The 24,618-nt window shown below is 36.4% G+C and carries 20 protein-coding genes; 12 read left to right on the top strand and 8 right to left on the bottom strand.

Annotation, left to right across the window (positions count from 1 at the left end; all coding sequences use genetic code 11):
• Positions 1-12 precede the first annotated feature (12 nt).
• Positions 13-2,421 carry a leucine--tRNA ligase gene (gene leuS, locus DAY19_RS09310; protein ID WP_115361695.1) on the top strand — a complete coding sequence of 803 codons (2,409 nt, stop codon included), beginning with the start codon at positions 13-15 and terminating at the stop codon, positions 2,419-2,421.
• Between the two features lie 3 nt (positions 2,422-2,424).
• Complete coding sequence (metG, locus tag DAY19_RS09315; protein WP_115361698.1) at positions 2,425-3,909, top strand: methionine--tRNA ligase; 1,485 nt, start codon at positions 2,425-2,427, stop codon at positions 3,907-3,909.
• A 169-nt stretch (positions 3,910-4,078) separates the two neighbouring features.
• On the opposite strand, the gene DAY19_RS09320 is transcribed toward metG, so the two are convergent.
• From DAY19_RS09320 to DAY19_RS09330, 3 genes are all read right to left on the bottom strand, one after another.
• On the bottom strand, positions 4,079-4,606 hold the full coding sequence (locus DAY19_RS09320) for a hypothetical protein (RefSeq protein WP_115361700.1): 528 nt from the start codon (positions 4,604-4,606) through the stop codon (positions 4,079-4,081).
• 109 nt (positions 4,607-4,715) lie between these two features.
• The gene (locus tag DAY19_RS09325; RefSeq protein ID WP_115361702.1) at positions 4,716-5,897 is read right to left on the bottom strand and encodes a trypsin-like serine peptidase; all 1,182 of its coding nucleotides are present in this window, start codon (positions 5,895-5,897) and stop codon (positions 4,716-4,718) included.
• 168 nt (positions 5,898-6,065) lie between these two features.
• On the bottom strand, positions 6,066-7,640 hold the full coding sequence (locus DAY19_RS09330; RefSeq protein WP_115361704.1) for an exonuclease/endonuclease/phosphatase family protein: 1,575 nt from the start codon (positions 7,638-7,640) through the stop codon (positions 6,066-6,068).
• Positions 7,641-7,829: 189 nt separating this feature from the next.
• Here DAY19_RS09330 and DAY19_RS09335 point away from each other — a divergent pair, with 189 nt between their 5' ends.
• Positions 7,830-8,786, top strand: a complete 957-nt coding sequence (locus tag DAY19_RS09335; protein ID WP_115361706.1) for a hypothetical protein — start codon at positions 7,830-7,832, stop codon at positions 8,784-8,786.
• Positions 8,787-8,789: 3 nt separating this feature from the next.
• Here the strand turns inward: DAY19_RS09335 and DAY19_RS09340 are convergent, their stop codons facing one another.
• Together DAY19_RS09340 and DAY19_RS09345 are read right to left on the bottom strand one after the other, a co-directional pair.
• Positions 8,790-13,394 (bottom strand): hypothetical protein, encoded by a 4,605-nt coding sequence (locus DAY19_RS09340; RefSeq protein WP_115361708.1) that lies wholly within the window; start codon positions 13,392-13,394, stop codon positions 8,790-8,792.
• 102 nt (positions 13,395-13,496) lie between these two features.
• Entirely contained in the window at positions 13,497-14,618 is a 1,122-nt protein-coding gene (locus DAY19_RS09345) for a BamA/TamA family outer membrane protein (protein WP_115361710.1), read from the bottom strand.
• Positions 14,619-14,657: 39 nt separating this feature from the next.
• On the opposite strand from DAY19_RS09345, the gene DAY19_RS09350 reads away from it, so the two are divergent.
• Positions 14,658-15,176, top strand: a complete 519-nt coding sequence (locus tag DAY19_RS09350; protein ID WP_115361712.1) for a hypothetical protein — start codon at positions 14,658-14,660, stop codon at positions 15,174-15,176.
• Between the two features lie 49 nt (positions 15,177-15,225).
• Here the strand turns inward: DAY19_RS09350 and DAY19_RS09355 are convergent, their stop codons facing one another.
• Positions 15,226-16,887, bottom strand: coding sequence for a long-chain-fatty-acid--CoA ligase (locus DAY19_RS09355; RefSeq protein ID WP_115361714.1), 1,662 nt, complete (start codon positions 16,885-16,887; stop codon positions 15,226-15,228).
• A gap of 228 nt (positions 16,888-17,115) precedes the next feature.
• Between DAY19_RS09355 and DAY19_RS09360 the strand changes: the two genes are divergently transcribed.
• Both DAY19_RS09360 and DAY19_RS09365 read left to right on the top strand, forming a co-directional pair.
• Positions 17,116-17,373: a DUF5522 domain-containing protein gene (locus DAY19_RS09360; RefSeq protein WP_115361716.1), complete on the top strand. Its 258-nt coding sequence runs from the start codon at positions 17,116-17,118 to the stop codon at positions 17,371-17,373.
• A gap of 117 nt (positions 17,374-17,490) precedes the next feature.
• Positions 17,491-17,832, top strand: coding sequence for a hypothetical protein (locus tag DAY19_RS09365; protein WP_115361719.1), 342 nt, complete (start codon positions 17,491-17,493; stop codon positions 17,830-17,832).
• A gap of 4 nt (positions 17,833-17,836) precedes the next feature.
• On the opposite strand, the gene DAY19_RS09370 is transcribed toward DAY19_RS09365, so the two are convergent.
• Positions 17,837-18,739 carry a type I phosphomannose isomerase catalytic subunit gene (locus tag DAY19_RS09370; protein ID WP_115361721.1) on the bottom strand — a complete coding sequence of 301 codons (903 nt, stop codon included), beginning with the start codon at positions 18,737-18,739 and terminating at the stop codon, positions 17,837-17,839.
• 97 nt (positions 18,740-18,836) lie between these two features.
• Here DAY19_RS09370 and DAY19_RS09375 point away from each other — a divergent pair, with 97 nt between their 5' ends.
• Positions 18,837-19,523 carry an LON peptidase substrate-binding domain-containing protein gene (locus tag DAY19_RS09375; RefSeq protein ID WP_115361723.1) on the top strand — a complete coding sequence of 229 codons (687 nt, stop codon included), beginning with the start codon at positions 18,837-18,839 and terminating at the stop codon, positions 19,521-19,523.
• Between the two features lie 10 nt (positions 19,524-19,533).
• On the opposite strand, the gene DAY19_RS09380 is transcribed toward DAY19_RS09375, so the two are convergent.
• The gene (locus DAY19_RS09380) at positions 19,534-20,175 is read right to left on the bottom strand and encodes a diacylglycerol/polyprenol kinase family protein (RefSeq protein ID WP_115361725.1); all 642 of its coding nucleotides are present in this window, start codon (positions 20,173-20,175) and stop codon (positions 19,534-19,536) included.
• A 103-nt stretch (positions 20,176-20,278) separates the two neighbouring features.
• On the opposite strand from DAY19_RS09380, the gene DAY19_RS09385 reads away from it, so the two are divergent.
• From DAY19_RS09385 to DAY19_RS09405, 5 genes are read left to right on the top strand one after another with little or no spacing between them, the layout of a single operon-like run.
• Entirely contained in the window at positions 20,279-21,262 is a 984-nt protein-coding gene (locus tag DAY19_RS09385; RefSeq protein WP_158536863.1) for a P-loop NTPase, read from the top strand.
• A gap of 2 nt (positions 21,263-21,264) precedes the next feature.
• Positions 21,265-21,912, top strand: a complete 648-nt coding sequence (locus DAY19_RS09390) for a helix-turn-helix domain-containing protein (protein ID WP_115361729.1) — start codon at positions 21,265-21,267, stop codon at positions 21,910-21,912.
• A gap of 3 nt (positions 21,913-21,915) precedes the next feature.
• A complete protein-coding gene (locus DAY19_RS09395; RefSeq protein ID WP_115361731.1) occupies positions 21,916-22,884 on the top strand; it encodes an RluA family pseudouridine synthase in 969 nt (322 codons plus the stop codon).
• Entirely contained in the window at positions 22,884-23,468 is a 585-nt protein-coding gene (locus DAY19_RS09400) for a polyphenol oxidase family protein (protein ID WP_115361733.1), read from the top strand. Before DAY19_RS09395 ends, DAY19_RS09400 begins: the two co-directional genes overlap by 1 nt.
• A gap of 3 nt (positions 23,469-23,471) precedes the next feature.
• Complete coding sequence (locus DAY19_RS09405) at positions 23,472-24,617, top strand: vitamin K epoxide reductase/DsbA family protein (protein ID WP_115361735.1); 1,146 nt, start codon at positions 23,472-23,474, stop codon at positions 24,615-24,617.
• Position 24,618 lies beyond the last annotated feature (1 nt).

Below are 24,618 nucleotides of genomic sequence, written 5' to 3' on the forward strand. Positions count from 1 at the left end.
CAGGAGCTTTTAATGCAGTACAACTTTGGTGAGATTGAACCAAAATGGCAAAAGTTTTGGGAAGACAACAAAACTTTTAGAACCGACTCAACAGACAAAACGAAACCTAAATACTATGTATTGGATATGTTTCCTTATCCATCAGGTGCAGGACTTCACGTTGGTCACGTTGAAGGATACACAGCAACAGATATCTTAGCTCGTTTTAAAAGAATGAATGGGCACAATGTTCTTCACCCAATGGGTTGGGATTCATTTGGACTTCCTGCTGAGAACTACGCCATCAAAACGGGAACTCACCCAAATGTAATAACAAAAGAAAATATTGGAAACTTCACAAGACAACTAAAGGCTTGTGGATTCTCATATGATTGGGATCGTGAGATCGCAACTTCAAGTATTGATTACTATAAGTGGACTCAATGGATCTTTACTCAACTTTATAATAAAGGCCTAGCTTTTGAAGATGAGATTTCTGTTAACTGGTGTCCTGAACTTAAGACAGTTCTAGCTAACGAAGAAGTAATCGATGGAAAATCTGAAGTTGGTGGCCACCCAGTTGTTAGAAAACCAATGAAGCAGTGGATGTTAAAGATTACTGAATACGCAGACCGTCTTCTCGAAGATCTTGATGATCTTGATTGGCCAGAGTCTCTAAAAGAGTTACAAAGAAATTGGATTGGTCGCTCTGAAGGTGCACAGGTTTCTTTTGAAGTAAAAGGTGCAGATTCGAAAATTGATGTTTTCACAACTCGTCCAGATACTCTTTTTGGTGCAACGTACATGGTCCTAGCTCCTGAACACGACCTAGTTGCAAAAATTACCACTGAAGATCAAAAAGCAGATATTGAAGCCTATATCAAAGAAGCGGCCCTTAAGTCTGATCTTGATCGAACGGATCTAAATAAGAATAAGTCCGGTGTTTTCACTGGCGCTTATGCAATCAACCCTCTTAATGGAAAAGAGATTCCAATTTGGATTGCTGATTATGTCCTAATCTCGTACGGAACAGGAGCGATCATGGCCGTTCCAGCTCATGACGAAAGAGACTGGGAATTTGCTAAGAAATACGACCTTGAAATCCTTCCAGTCCTTGAAGGTGGAGACGTTAATGAAGCGGCCTTCACTGGAGATGGTACCCATATTAATTCAGACTTCCTAGATGGGCTAAATAAAGAAGATGCGATTTCAAAAGTTATCGCTCACCTTGAAGAAAAAAATATCGGAAAGAAAGAAATTAACTACAAGCTTCGCGACTGGTTATTTTCTCGTCAAAGATACTGGGGAGAACCATTCCCAATTTTAAAATTTGAAGATGGAACTGTAAGATGTCTTGATGAAGATGAGCTTCCAGTTGGTCTTCCTGAAGTTGAAAAGTATGAACCATCGGGAACTGGTGAGTCACCACTAGCTCGCATTGATGATTGGTTATACTTAACTGATCCAAAGACAGGCAAGAAAGCAAGACGTGAAACAAATACAATGCCTCAGTGGGCAGGATCTTGTTGGTACTACCTTCGCTTCATTGATCCAAAGAACTCTGAAGTTGCATGGGATAAGCAATTAGAAGAATACTGGATGCCAGTCGATCTGTATGTTGGTGGAGTTGAGCACGCTGTTCTTCACCTACTCTACGCTCGCTTCTGGCACAAGGTTCTATTTGATCTTGGACTTGTTTCCACAAAAGAGCCATTCCAGAAACTTTTCAACCAAGGTCTTATCCTAGATGAGCATGGTGAGAAGATGAGTAAGTCAAAAGGAAATACTGTAAACCCAGATGATATCATCAAAGAATACGGTGCAGATGCTCTTAGACTTTATGAAATGTTCATGGGGCCACTTGAAAAAGTTAAGCCGTGGCAAACAAAAGGTGTAAAAGGAGTATTTAACTTCCTTAGAAAATCATTCACTTTCTATGGAAACCCAGAAAATACTTACGAAGGTGAAGAGAAGAATCAAGATGTTCTAAAACACCTACACAAGACAATTAAAAAAGTTACTGAAGATGTTGAAAACCTTCGTTTTAACACAGCGATCTCAGCAATGATGGTAATGAATAACGAAGTTATTAAACTTGGACAGGTTTCAGTTGAGACGGCCAAAGCATTTACAAGACTTCTTTCTCCATTTGCTCCACACGCTGCTGAAGAGATGTGGGCAAATTTAGGTGAAACAACTTCTTGTTCACTTGCTCCGTGGCCGGCCTTTGATCCTGAGCTTGCTAAAGATGACCTAATCACAATGGCCATCCAAGTAAATGGTAAAACGAGATCTACAATTGATGTACCTGCTGATATCTCAAAAGAAGACTTTCTTGCACAGGCCAAGGCCGATGAGAAAGTAGCAAAGTTTATCACGGGAACAATTGTTAAAGAGATCTACGTTCCGGGAAGAATTTGTAACATTGTAGTTAAAGGATAAACTATGAAAAATACATTCTATGCAACAACAGCTATCGACTACCCAAATGGGCGTCCTCATATCGGACATGCTTATGAGAAGATTGTAACTGACTCATACGCACGTTGGAATAGACTCCTTGGAAAAGATGTTTACTTCCTAACTGGAACAGATGAAAACGGACAAAAGCTTATTGAGTCGGCCAAGGATGCAGGTCTTGATACACTTGAATTCGTTAATAAGAATGTCGAAGTTTTTAAAGACCTTTGTACAAGAGCAAATATTAGTCATGACGACTTCATCAGAACAACTGAGAAGCGTCATGAAGATTCATGTGTTGAACTTTGGAAGAAACTTGAAGAGAAGGGATTAATTTACCACGGGCACTACTCTGGTAATTACTGTCTTTCTTGTGAGTCTTTTTACACTGAAGCACAAGCACCTGATGGAAACTGCCCTGAGCACCACAAGCCACTTGAACTCAAAGAAGAAGAAGGCTTCTTCTTTAAACTGAGTGAATACCAAAAATGGATTATCGATCACCTAAAAGCGAACCCTGATTTTATTGTTCCAGGTGCACGCTATAAAGAAATTCTTTCTCGCCTTGAAAATGACGACCTAAGAGACCTTGCTATTTCACGTCCAAGCCAAGGATGGGGTGTAAAGGTTCCGGGTAATGATAACTTTGTTATGTATACTTGGTTTGATGCTCTTATCAATTACTACTCTGCTCTTGATTCAGATCAAAAAGAAAAGTTCTGGCCAGCAGATATGCACGTTATTGGTAAAGATATCCTTTGGTTCCATTCAGTAATTTGGCCATGTATGCTAAAGGCCGCAGACCTTCCTCTTCCAAAACAAGTATATGTTCACGGAATGGTACTTGCTGAAGATGGAAAGAAAATGAGTAAGTCTCTTGGTAATGTTGTTGATCCATTTGAGATGCTTGAAAAATATCCAACGGATACTTTCCGCTACTATATGCTAAAAAATATTTCATCATCTGGTGATGGAAAATTCTCTGAACAAGAATTAGTTGATAAGCACAATACTGAGCTTGCAAATGACTATGGAAATCTTTTAATGAGAGTTATCAAACTAGGTCTAAAGAGCTTTCCTGATAAAGTCTACACGCCAGAAGGTGTGGCCCAAGAAATCGATGCTCTTCCATATTTTGAGCGTGCTAAGGAGTTCATGGATAAGCGTGAGCACAACAAGGCCATTGATGCGATTTGGGACCTTATCGTTAGCCTTAATCAATACGTAAATGATAAAGAGCCTTGGAAGCATAAGAAAAATGAAGCAGCATTTGCTCCAATCGCTTATAACTGTTTCTACGGTATGGCAGCAGCATCATATATGCTTCAGGCCTTCCTTCCAGAGTGTACGAAAACAGCTCTTGAATATATTGGTTCAAGTGCTCTTGGAACTGAACTTATGGAATTTGGGGCCGCAACTTATACGCCTCAGCCACCGGAAGCTTTATTTCCAAAAGTAGAACTTAAATAACAGCGGCATCTTAGCGAAGCTAAGATTTGACGCTGTTATAGCTCCCCTACACTTTAGCTAGAAAACAATTTCAACAAGCCTGCGTTTATGCAGGCTTAGTTGCCTCAGGAGCAATGGGAAAGTCAAAGTATATGAAAAAAGAAAATCAGCAAATAAAATATAAATAAAGTTACGGAGTGCACTCGTTCACAACATCATCATCAGAGTAGAAGAGCACGCGCCCAATTTTAGAATCTGTCTCAATAATATTCCTGATATCGTCAGTGATATTTATATGCGGAGAAATTTTATCATTTTCAACTGTTGCTCTAATTGTTCCAAAGTTATTTAAGATAAGCTCATTATCCACAACGTCATAGGTCTGAGTAAAAGAAGTTGAATATATACTTTGATCAATATTTGAAGGAAAAGGATATTCGCTATAACTTAAGTCATAGGTTTTAGTTTGGCGATATAATGTAATAAGAACTTGGGCAACAAAACGATCTCCAGCAACATCCTCTGTAATTAAACCTGTGAAGGACATGGCCTTATGCTTACGAGTATTAGCTGAGCATTTGCCAACAGACTCCATATGAAAAGCTTCTTCAACAGAAAGATTCTCTAGTGGATTTAACTTTGTTCCTACAACATAGTCATTTTCACCGCATGAAAATAGAATTAGTATCAGTAGACTTAAAGAAATAACACTCTTCAAAAAAACGCTCCATAATTTAGTTTACTAAATTGTAGAACGTTTAAATCGTTAATAAAAGATGTTTATTAAGAACGTCTTAAGAAAGCATTAACTCTCTAAAATGCCTAATCTAATAACAAGGAACTTCAATATTAAAGTCACCCCATTTCTTTATTCGATATCTCTTCATGTCAAATCGGCCAGAGCCTGGAACATTTCTCGTATGTTCACCATCAATAATCACATTTCTATTTCTATCCCGTGCATGTAAGTAGAGCACTCCATTCTTCGTTTGAAAAAACCTTATGGTTTCACCTGGTTTAAGCGTATAAAAACCTTTCGCTTCCCAGCTATCGGTTTTGTGATTCTTATAATCAAATGCTATTAAAGCCTCTTTTGATGAACAATTATTTTTAATCAAAACATTAATGATACTTTCATGCTTCATTTCTTTTGAAACCCATTTTTCGATAAAGTCATTATCTTCACTAAATGTTCCGGAGAAAATGGCCTGTGCAATTTTCCCTCTTTCATCTGTTAGAAATGATCCGTAATTTACGCTCTTATATCTATCTTCTCCAGTTATCACACCATGTATATATGAGTTGCCATACTTTTCAGAGTAGACAAGAATTGGTGAACCACTTTGGCCACTTATTACATCACAATAAATATCAAGACGTTTGTCACTTGCTTGATCAATTTCACAATTTTCTTGGAAGTATTGTTGACCATCAGGCTTATCACCTGGATAACCTATCGTTAGAGTTTTTCCATCTGGTAAACTAGACCTACCCCAATAACCGGCAGTACCAACTCTTTTTCCGGCACTTCTTCCCTGAGAATCTAGACCTAGCTTCATAATAGCAATATCTTCATCTGGATAATGTGAAATATTTGAGTAATCTTTTGGATAATAAACTCTCTCAATTGGAAATCGACCGTACTTTGGTTTATTTTTATTTGTTAGACCAGGGTAGAAAAATGAGTTTTGTAAAAGATCTTCTGTCTCTGCTTTAAAGGCACAATGAGCGGCAGTTATAATATAGCTATCATTAATTAGAGTCCCTGAACACGTATTTACTGTCGCAACACCTGTACTTGGATTAACAATCTCAGTCCTAATCTGCCCAACTTTTTTAACAATTTCTTTATTTAAGCGACCAGTTGTTTCAGCGCGATCATCACTACCAATAATTTGATTAGAGCTTTCTACATTCACTTCTTTACTAGAAGCGACCTCGCTATTTTGGCATGAGATGAAATTAAATAAGATCAATGACGTATAAATTAACTGCTTTCCAGTAAACATTCGCTCCTCTCTATTCTAATAAATCAATATATTTATTTTAATAAAAAAGAGTGTTTCTATCCTTTTAATTGGAAGTTTTATAGAGGATGTTTATTTCATGTACAGCCTGAAAAGACAGTGTTTTCAGTAATTTAGAAGAAAAAGGCTTCCTATGGAAGCCTTCTCATATTAATCATTATCGTATTGATTTGAGCAATTCATATAGATTGGTAAATGGTCGCTAATAACTTCTTTTAAGTAATTATAATAAGTCTTATCAAAAAGCTGTGAATCGATAACTCGATCGTAAAACTCTTTTTGACTTTCTTCCATGTCAAATCTTGGAACGAGCTTATTATTTTTTACCGTTAGCTTATTTTGAATTGAACGAGTGTAATTATCTACAAGATTTTCAACCTTCTCGCGGCCACCTGCTTTAAGGCGATACATTTCTACATCTCTTGTTTGAGATTGGTATTTTGCATTTGAGCGTACAAGGTAGCGTCGATTAATTAACTTTGAGAAGTCACCTTCAATGAAGTTAAAAATCTTTGCAGTATTGCTACCTTTACAATTTCTTGTTTCATTAGGATCAAAAAGAAAGTGATCATAATTACTTTTTGTTCCATGAGTGATTGTTCCATCAGATAATGACTTACCTAAGGCCATTGAAGTTGCACCTTCAATTTTTAGCTCCAACCCTCTAAAGTCATTAAAGAAAGTTTCCCAGTAATCATTTGTACTCTCAAGATTAAAGTCACCAAGAATAATATAATCTTGCTCATAGTAACTCTTCTTTAAGTACTCAACTAGTTCGGCCATAAGTCTAACTTCAGCAAAGCGTGCAAATTTTAACTGAGTTACCCCTGGACCAATATCTTTATAATCTTCTACACCATAAACATTTCGTAGAATTTTCTTTTGAAGATCTTCATCTGAAGGCGTGTTGTGAATAACGTGAGTTGATAAAAGAGTGAAGTCAAATTCACCTGATTCAAACGTTGCAAGAAATGGCCTTCTTGAGAAAAGTCCATCGACATCACGGCCAAAAGTCTTTTCATCTAAGACTGGTAGACAGCCGTACTTTCCGTTTCTTCCATACTTATCACGACAATATTGTGTAGCCTTTAAATCAACAACACTACTACGATAGTAGAACCCTGTTAATTCTTTAACAGTCGAGTTCTCGCTTCCTTCCTGCTTTCCAGAAAGTACAAGAGACCAAGACGCATCAAGCTTTTGTAGCTCTTTTAAAACTTCAATATATCCAGGAAAATCAAATTGTTCACGAATAAGAGCAAGTTCATTTCTCGTTACACTTGCAGAAAGATCAGCTCCTTGCTCAGTCATCTGAGCAAGACGAGAAGTATAGTACTCAACGATACCTTCATTATGCCTCTTACTTAGGCCATTATTAGAAGTTAATTCAACTGCTGCAACAACATCCCAGTGATCAATAATTTGAGCAACAAGTTGGTGGTCTTTGTATTCAGTTTGAGTAGCACCTGGCTTGAAAAGGTTAAAGGCTGCAATTCTTACTTGATTATATTTAGATTTAACTTTTGAGCGGCTGTATTTACCAACAAATTTAGAGTAGATCTGGTATTCAGATTGACACTCTACTTCACCAACATTTCCATCAAGAAAGACCTTTAATTGGCGACAAGTTTCAATTTCCGATTCAGTTGCACCATCAAGCTCTGCATGAACAAGATTTGGCAATAAAAAAGTAGATAAAACTAATACCCTAAATAAGTTTACCATAATACTCTCCCCCGAGTGAGCTAGCATTGTACCCAAGTCATTTTCTTAATTCAAGCCTTGTGAAGACTTGTAAGGTACCGAAACTAAAGTGTTTTTTATCATTTTTTTCGCCTTAGCATATGCGTCAAGCTAAATATCTGAGTAAAAATAGCCGATAAAGATCTTAGATATATCTTGATGGGGGAATTGATGAAAGTATCAACGAGAATTTACACGCTTATTATGGCCCTAATGCTTACGAGCACTTCGGCTTACGCTTCTGTTTTTAGTCTAATTGAAGCGACTGGCGAAGGACTAAATCAACTACTTTTAAAAAGCGGTGTTTTAGACTCTGAAGTTAGAAGTGTCGTAACTAAAAATCTCGATCTTGCAATGAAAGACCTGTCTCATACAGGAAAAAAAGAGGACTTTAGCTTTAATACTTTAAAGATGATGGTTAAAGGCTCTCAAGATAAGGCCAGGCTACAAAAAGTTAGTGAAGTCTTTGCCAAAGAAAACCCAGAAGCAAAAGAGCTAAAAGAAGCTATTAATAGCTTTGTCTATCTGTCTCAAAGATATGGATACAAAAAAAGCGCTATTCTATCATGTGCACCATGTGTGAATAAGAATCTATCTGATAATGGCTTCGACTTTGTTCTTTCTGAAATGAAAGATGAAAGTTCGGCGAGAATCTTTAAAGTTATGTCTCGATATAACTCACCTGCAAAGGTTCAAAGACAGTTATATTCTCAAGTAAAAAATGAAGGATGGTCTGCCCGTGTGCCAATGCTTAACCCTACAGATGAAGAGGCCCTATTATATTTCTTAACGGCCCAAAAGTATGGTTCGTCTGCACAAAAAGAGCTGATCTCAGCAATCAAAGAAGTATCAGTTAGTAATGGGAAGGTAGATCTTTTTAGTAATTTTAACGGACATAAGTTCTATTCATTTCTATCAAGTGGTTTTAGTGACAACGAAATGACAGAACTAGCTCGTATTCTAAAAGCGACAGCAGAAGAGATGAAAGAGTCTAAAAAAGGTACTATGGATGCTTTCTATGACGTTCTTCAAAAAGAAGCTGATGAAGCAAGAACGCCAGCAGCTCGTCAAAAGAAGCTAGCGTTACTTGAATATTTACGCGATGATGCAAAATGTTTTAAAAAATAGTTTCTAAAATAACTCGACGCTACCTAAAGCTCCATTATCTTTAATTTGTAGGATTTTGAGGGCATTAAGGTAGCGTTGTAAACTTCCAATATTACTCTCTTCAATCGTATCTCTCATAACTTTATATGCTAATCCTGTGAACTCTGGTGACTTGAATAATCCTTCAACATCAGCACTCGCCCATAGGTAGCGAGATAATGCATTCTCAACTTCTCCACTTGGAGAATATAGAATTCTATTAAGTTCAGAAAAGATTTGCTCAGGACTAAGTCCGTCAAAGCTAACACCATGCTTATTCATAAATTGAATAATAGCGCGATCACTTTCGAGGTTATTATAGATTCCAGAGATTGCCTTTTCTTTAACTTTAGCAATCATCTTTTCCACTTCAGCTACTTCCTTCTTACTCATCTTAGGAAGAGCCTCTAGTACTGAAACTTCAAGTCCACGATATAAATCACCTACTGTCTCGGCCATTAGAACTCTTTTAAGACCAAGTGTTTCTCTTGCAGTTCTTCTTGCCACTTCAGAAGTAAGCCTAGCTCTAGCTGTAAAGATCTTTCTCATTAAAACACCTTCACCGATTGCAGAGATTACTGGAACTCTTCTTCCAAAGAACCCACCAGTGTGAGGTGCCCCTTGAACTAAGAGATATGGAAAGTCTCTCTTTCTAAGAGGTATTTTAATAAAGATATCAGTAAGAGTGTCTGCATTCTTAGAGATATATTCTACTAGCTCACCTTCTGGTAATCTTTGTAACTCATCATAGATTCTTAAAAACTCTCGACGGCTTTTTGCAAGGTTAGCTGTATTTTCATTCCATGCATGCACAATCCAGTTAGTCCCTTTTAGATACTTACCTTCTGCTGCTTTTCTTAAGCGAAGTCTTGCTCTAGCTGCTTTTGAAGAATTTCTAAACATCGACTTATTCAGCCTTTTTACATAGCTACTCATGTAATGTCTCAATTCAAGAGGACTTCCGTTAAATAGTTTTGCAACAGTTTGTCCAAGAGCTCTATCCACATCAGCATAGCCTAGATCGACAACAACATCACTTGTGTAACGATAGATTCCACCATTAGATTTTGTAATGGCCTCTTCAACACTATTTACGATATTGCGAATACCTTTATTATAAGTAGACTTTGATAATCTTCCTGCTTTATAGCTTTCTTCAATTTTATTCATCTTCTTAAGTGTTGCTTCAACAAATTCTTCATCTAGATCTAAGTTCTTTAAGTTGTATGCAACTTCATCCATTGTCTTTGCAGAAAGCATATTCTTAAATACATCACGATATTTTTTAAGACCTAAAACAAGCTTAGCAAACTCAACTTCTGATTCATTTACGATAACTGAAGCATCTTTACCTGATTGCTTTAGTGATTCTTTAATTCCTAACTTTGAACGGTTTCTAACGATTGATTTTAAAGACTCTTTAAAAATCTTCGATCCTACAGATATACTTCTCGTTAGAATTGAGATCATTGAAATTGTACCAATTACTTCAAATGCAACGGCCATCCATCCTTTTGCTACATTTTCAGCAGCATTTGAATCAGTGAATCCAAGGTCGGCCATCTCACCAACATAGTCCTCACTACGATCTGCTCTACGCTTTGCTTTTGTTTCTAGTCTGATTGCATTTGCCTGCATTCCAAAACCAACAGTTCCAACTCCTGCAATAGCAATTCCACATAGTCCACCAGTTAAAACAGTACATGATCCAGCTGCTAGAACGGCTCCCATTCCAAGAAGGAATCCAAAAACACCATTAAACATTGCCCATTTTTCATCACTATTCCAGTCTCCCATACGATCCATTAGTTCTTTAGGAACTGCTGGGATTCCAAGAAGCTGATTAAGCTGATCTTGAACTTTAACTGTCGCATAAAAGTTTTCTTTTAAACTATCAACATCATCTTCTTCGATTTGACAGAAACGATTAAGCTTACGATATGTCTCTTGTTGACGCTCAAGTGCCGATCTTTTCAAAATATCTTTATAAACTGGAGTCTTTAGATCCATATTTAGTTTTAAAAAACTATGTACTAATTCGTAGTCATCAAAGATATCGATAGTATGTGGACGAGATTCAAATATAGCTTTTCTTTCCTCGTGAGACTTTGCTGCAAGAATTTCTTTAAAGAATGCGACTTTTTCAACATCTTCTTCTAAAAGACGATTATCGATATCTTCTTGTGTTTGATATAGTAAGCGACCCTCAACTGCCTTATGTGCAGCATCTTCAATTTGAGAACGCTCTATTGTAACTTTGTTTGATAGTCCTTCAATTGCTTCATATGCTTTCTTACCTGAGTGTAATTCAGCAGTCATAATCTGAGTTGTATCTTTATTATATTCATCAAAGATATCATTCCATAATTTCTTATACTCATCTTTGTCTAGATTTCTCGTTAAGAAGTTTGGTGTTATCACCTTATCGGCCATAAGTACTTTAGCTGCCTCATCTAGGTTTTCGATATACTTCTTCATGTTATTGTTAAAACATCTATAATCATAATCAACACGCATCCCACGTGATGTTTTTCTCATTGTCTTAACTCGACCATTCTTAATACTCTCAAGTTCCTCTCTTGCAATTAAGTAACCTAAACGTACTTTTGCAAGTGGATTAAGGGCCTGCATTTGAGCAATAAGATAATCGTATTCATTAGTTATAAGTTCTGGAAATACTCTGGCAGTCGATCTTAGATAGTTAAAGATCTTGGCTAAAACCTGATAGCTTTCTTTTGTCTTTGACTGATCTAGACGTGAAACTGGAATATACTTACCATCAATCTTAAGAGTCTCAATATATTCAGCAACTCTTTTTAAAATATTAGTCTGTCTTGAAACACCTTTACATAGATTTCCTGGTTTTCTGTAGCAGTAACCAACCATCATCATATTATGGCGTGATCCTATTTCGAAGTTTTTATCATCTAAGAGCTCTACTGCTTTATCATGAAGAGTATTTAATCCCCAGTTTCTATATCCCTCATTTGCGTAAAGTGATGGGAAGTCTACAATGATTGTATTAGACTTTAGCTGAGACTTTACATTCTCACTTATGATGTCTTCAATTTTCTCAGTTCTAGCCTGGGCCATTTTCGAAGCGATATATGGAGATGCATTAATTGCTGATGGATAAATCTGCTCAACATACTTTTGATCTCCTTCAAAAATATCAACCTCAATTGTCTTATTTTCTGGAACAGATCCCGTAATATCCTTAAATAAAGCGATATCTTTAGTTGTAACATCTTTTGAAGTACGTGCTCTTCCCTTATGAGAATAAACCTTTTTCATATATACAGAAGATACTTCAGGCATCTTCATTTTCATAAATTTCTCATATGCTAAAGCTTCATCAAAACCAGCTTTTAAGCTTCTACGATAGAAGTCCTTAGCTTCCTTACCTTTAGCTGCTCTTAAAAAGTTCTCAATAGATGTAGATGAAACCATTGTTTCGGCCATTGGATTTAGCTGCTGAGCTTCTTTGACACTCATTAGTTCAAGATTCATCTCATCATAAGCAAGTCCAGAATTCTTAATTAGATTATCAAGGTATGTCTTAGCTACAGATTCATCTACTTTTAGCTCTAGTAGATGAGGCCAATCACCGTTAACCTTATTACGACAACTCTTTGGAATAACAACATGATTCTCTTTTGACTCAATCATGATGTCATAATTTCTAATTTGTGTTGCCATCATTTGAATTGTTAAAATACGAAGTGCTCTAAGATAGTTCTTACCACTTGGAGATTCATTAATAATTACGATATCTCTTTTAAAGTTTTGAAAAGTATCAAGTTCTAAAGTTACATCACTTCCTTCAAAGTTTACTTTAAAAAAGATCTTATCTTTCATTTCTCCATTAACAAGAAAACTATATAGTTCTGTCTCTTCTTCAATGAAGTCTGTCGTCAACTTTGGTAGGATAGTATTGATATCAATACTACTCATATTGATAAAAGGAGTTAATGAAACCTTTACATCATGTAGACCTTTTACAAATGAATCGTTGTAAGCAAGAAGTAATTCTTCTTTATCAGCATAAGCTTCATTCGTTTCATTAATAAAGTCTTCTACCTTTGCTTTAAAAGACTTTGCTCTTTCAAAATATTGAATTGCTTTTCTTGCATATCCTTGAATATAACGTTTTTGGCTACGATTTGGAGAATCACCAACTTCGATTTCAGAAATTACTTTTGAGATATCAGTAAAAAGGCTCTTACCTCTTCCCTCATCTTCTTTTTTCTCTTCAGGTCTTTCTTCTTGAATATAATCCCTTACTCCACAAGAATTCTTCTTTAAAGAACCAAGAAACGTAATGAAGTCATTCTCTTCACCAGTCTCACCTTGTGACTCATTATCATTTTGCATTCTAAAGGCTTGCTCATAGGCCGATAGCTCTTCTTCAGAAAGTTCAGACGAGATATTCCCTCTAAGTTCTTTCTTTACCTGGGCAAGCTGCGCTTTAAGATCTTCTAAATCGATATAGCTAGCAATTTGTCTCGTATTTTCAATAGTTTGAGCAAATGCCATCTGAAATGAACAAAGAGAAATAATAAGGAATGTCACAAGTCTTTTAAATACCATGGGTATATAAGAGCAATATGAGTGCCAAAATCTCTTTAGGGAATGGACATAATTTCAAGTAGATACGATTGAAGAAGTGTTCAAACTCTGAACACTGTGTAGCTATATTGCTTCATTGAGTGCAAAGTACATCGTGAAGACATCTTCACGCCCGTAGGCCATGTCAATTCGCATATTTAGGTTTTGTTTTGGTAGAACCTTATAGCGAATCCCCCCACCAATATGAGCAAGAGGATCAGAATCAAATAGGTCTGAAGAAATATCATTTCCAACACGAGAGCGGCCTCCAAAAACAAAGCCAACTCCAGCAAATCCCGCTAATCCAAAGCGAGAGGATAGAATACTTTTAAAATAATACTTATACTCTCCTTCAAAACGTAGCATATTTGCACCTTCAAACACCTTACCTGTGTATCCTCTTGGGCCACGGGAACCAAAATTATAATTGTAGTTAGGATTCGTATCACCAAGGTTGAAACTTGAGTCATATATCCATGAGAATAAATGCCCATTGTCTGAGAGAGAGAAGTATTGAGAAAATGAAGCGTCGATCGTTGTTATATTATCATCTCCTCCTAGATCCTTGCGATAAAAACTAGTTCTTGTATTTAAGAAGAAACCATCTGTAGGAGAGAAAGTATTATCTCTAGTGTCATAGAATAAGTTAAACTTAAAACCAGTATTTGAAGTACCTAGAGGAACACTTCCTTCAGATGTAAAAATGACCTCATTCCAAACTGCTCCAAAGCCTATAAATAATTTCTTCCAAACCCTTCTATTTACGTTTACAAGAACGGCCCGAATTTCATTTGAAGTATCAATAAAACGATCTAATTGTACTTTAAACATCTCGCTTAGAATATCACCCTCAAAGTATCCCCCCGATATTCTCCATAAATCAGGGCCTAGAAATAATTGTGTACCAACGGCACCCATGGCCGAATCATTTGTTGTTACTTTTGCGAATGCACCAAGTATAGAGGGAGGTACGTTCACATCTTGATTTTTATATTTTCCACTATTGGCATCAAAGAGATACATTCCGATTAAGCTGAGTCCTAGCTTGGTGCTAGGCATATATGAAGGGCCAGGAACAAGTACAAAACTTCCCTTTTGTGAATCATTGCTCACTTTTTCAATGACCTTTTGTGCACGTTGCGATTCTTGAGCAAAAGTCATAGAATTGAGAATAAGTAAAAAGAAAATACAATACTGTAATTTCATGTGAGTAGACCTATGTTGAAAATAATATCTTTAATTCTTATGACGAGCACTTCTATCTATGGAAATGATATCAGTTTTTACAAAAGCATCTTTCCTAAGATTTCTAAAGTTAAGAAAATTAAAGTTGAAGATAAAATCAGTGAGAACCCTATTAATACGACTATTCAGGTCGCTTTTAATAAAGAGGGTAAAAAACTTGGTTTCATAAGAGAAGTAAATACAACAACAGGATGTAATAGCGCATGCCTTCCTGTTATTTTCACACTATTTTACAATACTAAGTATGAGTTTTTAAAATTAAAATCTAAAGCTGGTTTAACAAAGAAACTCCATAGGCCAATGACAGAAGATGATATTAATCGCCTTCACCTATTACTTGGAATCAATCCACCAATTTTCAAGACCGTTAAGCATCCAACAGATATGACAGATGCTCTAACAGGAGCAACAAAGCCACAATATGTTGATGCCGTCGTAAAAGAGGCCGCTTATTCCACTTTAAGAATTAACACTTACAATCAGGATACAATTTCTCAACTAAAAAAGCTGGCGTTATGAATTTAACTTAGCATTAAATAAAAAGGGAGCTGGAAGCTCCCTTTCTTTACTATTGACCTCTTAGGTCTTTTCTTAAAATTTTTCCAACATTTGATTTTGGAAGTTCATCTCTAAACTCAATGAACTTTGGTCTCTTGTAACCCGTTAAGTTCTCTTTACAGAATGCCATTAACTCTTCCTCAGTAAGAGACTGATCGTTTTTAACAACAAAGAGTTTAACAACCTCACCCGACTTTTCATTTGGTACACCAACAGCTGCACATTCAAATACTTTAGGATGAGTAACGATAATTTCTTCTACTTCATTTGGATAAACATTGAATCCTGAAACAAGAATCATATCTTTTTTACGATCAACAATTTTGAAGAAACCTTCTTCATTCATAACACCAATGTCACCAGTCTTAAAGTATCCATCAGTAGTCATAACTTTAGCTGTCTCTTCTGGACGTCCCCAGTAACCCTTCATAACTTGTGGACCTTTAATACAGATCTCACCAACTTCACCTGCATTTAAAGTATTTCCATCGTCATCTTTAATACATGCATCAGTTGATGAAACAGGAAGACCAATCATTCCATTGTAATCTTTAAGGTCCATCGGATTAATACATGCTGCTGGAGAAGTTTCAGTTAGTCCATAAGCTTCGATTAGAGGAGTCTTAGTAACTTCCTTCCATCTTTCAGCAACTGCACGTTGAACGGCCATACCACCACCAAGAGTTAACTTTAGGTGAGAGAAGTCGACTGTTTTAAAGTCTTCATTATTTAAAAGTCCGTTAAAAAGAGTATTTACTCCAGTAAGTGCAGTGAAGTTCCACTTCTTTAATTCTTTTACGAAACCAGGAATATCTCTTGGGTTAGTAATTAAAACATTTAATGCTCCAATCTTTGAGAATGTGAAGCAGTTAGCTGTTAATGAGAAGATATGATAAAGCGGAAGAGGTGTAATAATAATCTCTTTTCCTTCTTCAACTACTGGAGAAATCCACTCACCTGCTTGGCAAAGGTTTGCCACAATATTTCTGTGAGTTAGTTCTGCACCTTTTGATACACCAGTCGTTCCACCTGTATATTGTAGAAAAGCTAGGTCAGAATTAATGATCTCAGGTCTTTTGTACTTAGACTCGTCACCTTTATCAAGGGCCTCAAGAAATGACTTAGCACCTGGAAGATCCCAAGATGGAACCATTTTCTTAACATGCTTAATAACAAAATTAACTAGAAGTGATTTTGGAAATTTAAGCATATCACCAATTTGAGTTACAAGTACGTGCTCAATTGGAGTATTCTTAACAACTTCTGCAAGTACAGATGCTGAGTTTTCAAATATAATAATCACTTTTGATTGTGAATCAGTTAACTGATGCTCAAGCTCTCTTGCTGTATAAAGTGGGTTTACATTTACACAAACCATACCTGCGCGAAGAATACCAAATAGAGCAACTGGATATTGAAGAATATTTGGCATCATGATGGCAACGCGATCACCCTTTTGAAGACCAAGATCATTTTGTAGGTATGAAGCAAACTTCTTCGATAAGTGATCAATTTCACCATACGTAAGAGTTTTACCCATACAATGAAATGATGGCTTCGAAGCAAACTTCTTAAAACTCTCTTCTAATAAAGAAGGAATTGAAGCGTACGATTCAGGATTAATTTCTTCAGCTACACCATCTTGATAGTGTTTTAACCAAGGCTTTGTCACAGCAAAACTCCATTTGTTAATAATTAATAATTTTAAAGTACATTTTATTGTATTTTAATTTTTAGCTACTTACAATAAGCATTCTGTGCGCGCGTTGCATTATCTCATACATATTCACAAAAGTTCTTGAAGTAATAAATTTTATTCGATATAAGAATGACCGTTTTGCAAAACACCACACACACATTAGGCCCCCTGAATTAGGGGCCTTATCTTTAAACCAAGCCTATGAATGACGGAAAGAAAGATTTCTATATAAATAAAGACGGAAACACTGTCTTTACTGAAGAGTTTCACTTACGTCGTGGCTACTGCTGTGAAAGTGGCTGCCTTCACTGCCCTTATGGCTTTAATGACAAGCATGATAGCGCTAAAAGTGACGTCCCTCACGAGCTTCGTCGCCAGACAGAGATCACAGAAGTCTCAGATGAAGAGATGGCCGAATACTACCTAAATAGCATCGAAAAAATTGAAGAAGCTGAATAAACTTTAGACAGATGTCTGAAAAAATCACAAAACCACCTAGCTAATCACCTGAAATTATAGACATTCATCTTGGCATCCTCTGTGCATTATAAATAGTGTTTAAAACTTGGAGGAAAAATGAAATTACTAAGCATTCTCGCACTTACACTAATTCTAGGTCAGTCTACAATGGCAGCAAAGCCAGAGATTAACTTTAAGTGTTCTTCAAAACGCAAGAATATTGAATTTCAAATTAAGAACAACCTTATTAAGACTGAAGGTCGTATGCCGGCCCAATCAATTACTGGTCGCACTAGCAAGGTTGGAAACTCTGTTACGAATCACTACTCTATGGGTGGTCAGAAGTTTCAAATTCACTTTGATGACATCACTGATTCAAACGAAATGAATACTTATATTTCAATTAGAACTGATAAAGGTCACGAGGTAACTTATCCACTAAATTGTGAGGCTTTATAAAAGATTAAACCTGCTTAACAACTAGTACTTGTGAGTCTGTCGTTGCCTTCAAGATGGCAGACTCAATATCTTTTAATACGGCCGTCTGATATTTTGACAATGAGGTTCCATCAATCTCACACTCTCCATCTAAAACTACAACAGAACTAATTCCATTTAATGAAAGAACACTTTCATCATTGGCCTTTAAGATTTTTAAACGGGCATTAAAATATTTATTACTTGTAAGTAGTCCACTTTCCTCTAGGTTTTTATATTGGAAGTGCTCTGGGATATTCTTTTCAAGTTCAAAATTAATAACATCCATGGCCTTTTTCACATGAAGCTCTCTTGGATTTCCATCAAGTCCTACTCGATTCCAATCCCACACTCGATAAGTGACTCCAGAGTTTTGTTGAACCTCAACAAGAGTTACACCACTTCCAATAGCATGGATTGATCCAGCAGGGATATTAAAGAAGTCACCTTTTCTAACGTTATGAAAATTTAAAAGTTCATTAACGTCTTCATTATTTTCAATGGCCGTTTGTAATCTTTCTTTAGTGACACCGTCTTTTAAGCCGAGATAAATCCCAGCATCATCTTGTGCCTCTAAGATATACCAACACTCATCTTTTCCTAGAGCATCTTCATGGATGTGAGCATATTCATTATCAGGATGTACTTGAATAGATAAATTCTGAGCAGTGTCGATAAATTTAATAAGATAAGTTAATTCTTTGCCTTCCAGATCATCTTTTAAACTACGACCTGATTCACAATGAGAAAGTCCATTTTCGAGAGTAGAGACTTCCCAAGTCTCACCTAATGGGCCATCAAAGGACTCGCCTTCTTGAAGCTTAAACTTTTTTAACTTTTCACCACCCCAAACAGTGGTCACTAAATGTGGAAGCTGCTTTAAAATCATATAGATATCCTACCAACACTACCTTAACTATGCTAGCTTTACCTTTATTAATAAGGTTTAAATATACGCGTCAGACTTTTTGTCGATATGATAAATCATGGCAAAAAAGCTCTCAAACCGTATGGAAATTCCAATTATAACTCTTCCCAATATTGTGTTTTTTCCGGGGACATCCCTTCCTCTATATGTTGTAGATGAAATTTTTCAGGATATATTTGAAGAGGCAACTTGTGCTGGAAATCCTATTGGAATCTCCCTTGCAATGGAGAAGGATTTTGAAACATACTTCTCTTATCCTTGTGAAATTCTAGGTTACGGAAAACCTCTTATGATTGAGAGAGTCGATGGTAATACCTTAAAAGTATTAATGCGATGTACGGGAAAGTGCCAAGTTAATTATCCCACCCAATCTAGTCCCTACCCTGTCTACAATGTAACGGTATTAGAGGATGAGCATTCTATTATGGGAAATATTGACGACTTTTATCGCCTTGAAAATATTCTCTTTAGCTGGCTTGATGTTAATATCACTGATGATCGAGACCGCGACCACTTTATTGAGACTCTTAAAACCCCACACCAAATCATTAACTATGTTTCAACGTTTATAATAAAAAGTCGTATTCTCAGGCAGATGTTACTTGAACAAAAAAGCATTAATGATCAGATCAAAATCCTAAATTCATTAATCACTGATGAGCACAGCTTTCAAGAAGACCCTATCGTGGCCCAAGCATATAAAGAATTTATTAGTGAAAAACTTCAACTCAAACAGGCAAATTAAATTATCTTTCTTAAACTAGAACTAAAAGAATATTTAATAAGGCCATTGCACTAGCTGTAAAGAATGAGAGAGTAAAATTATCATCGATCTTAGTTGAAAGTAATTCAATAATAGCGGTAGCTACTCCCGTAAAGAAAGCAAAGATGACAATTTTTAGACTGAGAGGAAAATAGAGCATCCCATATGTTGCCACAACTAAGAACGTCATAATAAAACACGCATACGATCCCTCAAATGTACGATCTTCTAAAACCTTCCTCTTTCCATAACGTATTCCTACAAATGAAGAGGCTGGATCAGCTAGAGAAAGAATAATCGTTGCCAATAAAGCAATCTGTTCATCAAAAGCAAGAAATGAAAGACCTATTCCCAACAGAAATAGTGGTGTTCCAGTAAAGCCGTTAACTTCAGAATCTCTTAAAACACTGCGACATGCATTCACAAATACCTGATTAAGACCGTCAAATTTCAGACGCAATATTTCGATCAAAGTGAAAAGAGCACTTGCTCCCAAAACAATATAAGAAAATAAAAGAGAATCAATATTTGTCAGAAGATAAATAAGGACTATTCCTAGTCCTGAAATGATGTGGACTAATTTTCTTAATATATGTGGTTCAAACTTACTTGGGAACCGATAAATACTTTCCATTCATTAAATATATAATTTTAGAAAAATAAAATAAAGACCTTTTCGAGGCTTTTTAATTTTGGCTATAATGAAGAAAACTTAAGTAGCGATACAAGGATGTATTTTGAACAACTTAAATAATACACATAATAATTCTAATTCTCACCTAGCAGATGCTGGTAAGTACTTAGGTGCATCAAATAACGGAAAGAAGATTTGGGCCATTGGTGGTGGTAAAGGTGGCGTAGGTAAAAGTCTTGTGACGTCAAACCTTTCAATTTGCCTTGCACTAATGGGGATGAAAGTCATTGCCATTGATATGGATCTCGGTGGAGCAAACCTCCACACTTGCCTTGGTGTCAGTGTTCCATCCAAGACTCTTAGTGACTATTTCACAAAACCAAATACAAAATTATCTGATTTAATCACACCGACTCCATTAGAAAACTTAAGCCTAATCAGTGGTGCACAAGATAATCTTGGTATGGCAAATCTAAAAGCCGCTCATAAGTCAAAGGTTCTTAACGACCTGCGTGAACTTGATGCAGACTATATTCTACTAGATCTTGGAGCTGGAACGACAAATAATACTCTCGACTTCTTCTTGGGAGCCGATGAAGGAATTCTTGTGACTCTGCCAGAGCCAACTTCAATTGAGAATACTTATCGTTTTATAAAATCTATTTACCATAGAAAACTTCAATCAGTTGATGACTTCTTAGAGCTTGGTCCATTGATTGATAAGGTAATGAACGGAAAAGTTGGCGAAAATCGCAAGCCATCAGAGATTATAGAAAAGGCCATGCAAATCAATGAGCAACAAGGCCTAAAGCTAAAAAGAGAGATAGAAAGTATCACTCCAAAGCTCATAATTAACCAAGCTAGAACCCAAGCAGACATTGATATTGGGTTTGCCATGAGAATTATCTCAAAAAAATATTTTGGTATTAATTTAGATTACGTTGGCTTCCTTGAATACGATGCGACTGTATGGCAAAGTGTTAAGAAGAAAAAGCCACTTATACTTGAGTTCCCGAACTCATCACTTGTTAAGAATTTTGAGCATGTAATCAATCGTATTCTTAACCTGACAAAGAAGATGGTATAAAAATGACAACTGAAAAGAATTACTATGAAGTATTAGAAGTAGCACCAAATGCTTCAGCAGATGAGATTTTCAAAGCCTACACAACTGCTAAAACCGCTTATAGTGGAGATAGTATTGCACTCTATTCACTTCTATCTGAAGAAGAGGCCCATAAGGTTCTTGAGCTTATCGAAGAGGCTTATAATATTTTAAGTAATCCAACAAAGAGAAAGAAATATAATCAAGCTCGAGGAATTGTTGTGGAAGATGAAACAAACTTCATGGCCACATCAAAGCCAAAAGAAGAAAAAGAGACTGAAAGTCAGGTCATGAGTCAGATGAATAAGCTTGTGGCAAAGAAGCGTTACGGTCTTGAATACGAGCAAGATACAGAATTTGAAAAAGAAATTGAGCAATGTTCTGAATATACCGGCGAATTCTTAAAAAGAGTTAGAGAATACAAGAAAGTTGATATTGCTCGTCTTGCAGATATGACTAAGATTTCTAAAACTTACCTTCAATATATTGAAAATGAAGATGTTGAGAAAATGCCAGCGATAGTCTATGTCAGAGGATTTGTTTATCAATACGCTAAGGTTTTAAAATTAAACCCAGACCTTGTTGCCAACTCTTATCTGCAAAGAATTAAGGCCCTCAAAGAAGCAAAGTAATCTATGAGTGATCAGGCCAATTCTTTTGTTATAACAGTTACACAAGAAGACCATGATGAGTTTAGTCGTCTCGATCAAGTTCTCGCATCAAAATTAGAGCAATCAAGAAGCTTTCTTAAAGAACTATATAAGAAAGGCGCTATTACATCTGAAACAAAGATTGAGTTAAAGAAGATGCCTCCTGTTGGAACGCAAGTTTACGTAGACGTTCCACCTCCTCGAGAATCAACTGCAAAAGCAGAAGATATTCCATTAAAGATTCTCTTTGAAGATGAGCATCTGGCAATCGTTGTAAAACCTGTTGGAATGGTTACCCATCCTGCCCCAGGAAATTATACAGGAACTCTTGTTAATGCGATCCTCCACCATTGCAAAGATATTCAAGGTGTCGGCGATGAAAAACGCCCAGGGATCGTTCATCGTCTCGATAAGGGAACAAGTGGTGTAATGGTTGTGGCAAAGACACAAAAGTGTCATGAAGGATTGGTTAATTTATTTCAGGCCCATGATATCGATCGCTACTATGAGGCAATCAGTATAAGTACGAAGCTTCCGCCAGAAGGAAGGCTTGAATCAACAATCGGTCGCCATCCTAATAATCGCCTTAAGATGGCCGTTGATGTTCGCAATGGAAAAAAGGCCGTAACAAATTTTAAAGTACTAAAATATTACCAAAATCTAAGTCATGTGGAATTAAAGCTTGAAACTGGACGCACACATCAAATCCGCGTTCACTTAAGTCAGCTATTAAACGGTCATATTCTAATGGACCCTCTTTATGGGGTACCAAAGAGCGACTTAAAGAAAGTTGATACTCGTCTTAGAGCAATTATTAAGGATTACGAGCATCCATTCCTCCACGCAAAGATCTTAGGCTTTGTACATCCAATCACAAAAGAGAAGCTCTACTTTGAAGAGCCACCACCTCCAGTCTTCCAAGAAGTGCTGGATTTTTTGGAGTCTGAATTATAATGACCAATCGACTTTATCAAAAACAAATCGGTGAATATCTCTTTGAAACCTATGACGATAGACCTGAATTTGAATTTGATGAAGTAAAGCAGATTCACTCTTCGGTCATCGCAAAATCACCAACAAATGAAGAAATCGAAGCAGATGGCCTCATTAGTTCACTCACCTTAGTAACTCCTTTGGCCATTAAAACTGCCGACTGTCTTCCTATTGTCGTTATTGGTGAGTTGGGAGTAGCAAATCTTCATGCCGGATGGCGTGGGCTGGCCCAAGGTATCGTTATCAGTGATGAAATCAAGGCACTTAGGCCACATACTTTTCTCATTGGCCCTCATATAAGTGCTAAGAATTACGAAGTTAGTGAAGAATTTAAACAAAACTTTCCTAATTCAAATGCCTTTAAGGTGATAGAAGGCAGGCTGTGCTTTGATATGCAGCAAGAAGTCGAGGATCAAATTAGAAAAAACTTTATGAGTGCTCAAGTCATTTGTGCCAATATATGCACATTTGCAAATCTCAACTATAATAGTTTTAGAAGAAATCAAACAACTAAGAGAAATTACAATATTTTAAAAAGGAATTAAAATATGAATGACAGTTTTTTAAACAAATTAAGCTTTAATAAAAAGATCCTATTCTTTGTAACGGGTCTTGTTATGTTTGTCTTATCAATCTATCTGACAAACCACTTCTACCAAGTAAAATTCCCAACAGGTTTTGGGGCCGCATCAGCTTGTAATATCAATTCATTCTTAACTTGTGATGCTGCGACTCTTTCTCCTCTTTCAAATATTGCAGGAGTTCCAATTTCAATATTCGGTATCATTATCGGTGCCATGATTATGTTCTTTTACATGGTTAATAAGAAGCAAGCAGAAGGTGGACTCTTCATTCTTCTTCTACTTAATGGAATTGGTTGTCTGGTTCTCTTCATCTACTCTCTTGTAATGCTTGGAACTTTATGTCCATTCTGTACACTCTACTATATCGCCTCATGGACAGCTCTCTATATGATGTATAAGAACGATGCTTCTCGTGACTTTGATGTGAAATTCTTTGGAATAGCTATTCTATGTATGGTTATTAGTGGAGCTATTGCTTATAGCTTTACTAGCTCAAAAACAAAGAAGTCTTCAGCAAGAAGTGCTCAAATTGTAACAATGTTTAAAGCGCTAAAGAGTATGGGAAATCCAACGAACCCTTCTCCATATCGCCTAGCTTCAGCAACTGAAAAATTTGAAGATGCACCTATTCAATTATCTGTATTTTCAGACTTTCAATGTCCAGCATGTAACGCTCTAAACCTAGTACTGCCTAAGATTGAAGAGAAGTATCACGGTAAGATCAATATTCAATACTTCTTCTACCCACTTGACCACAACTGTAACGATGGAATGCAAGGACCACTTCACCAATTAGCATGTCAGGCCGCTTACCTAGCAAGTTGTTCAGGAGAAGAGAAGTTTAAGTCAGTTCATGATGAGATTTTTGAAAATCAACAAAACCTTTCTCAAACATGGATTGATGAAAGAGCAAAAGAGCTTGGTGTTACTGAATGTATGGCAAAGCCTGAAACTAAGCAGCTTGTTGTTGATATGATCAATCAGGCCAATACTTTCAATGTACAATCAACTCCAACTCAGTTAATTAATGGTGTAAAGATTGAAGGTGTTAGACCTTTAAGTGACTACACTGCGATCATGGATCACCTTTTAGAGAAAGCTAAAAACTAAG

Source organism: Halobacteriovorax vibrionivorans, assembly GCF_003346865.1.
Lineage (GTDB): Bacteria > Bdellovibrionota > Bacteriovoracia > Bacteriovoracales > Bacteriovoracaceae > Halobacteriovorax_A > Halobacteriovorax_A vibrionivorans.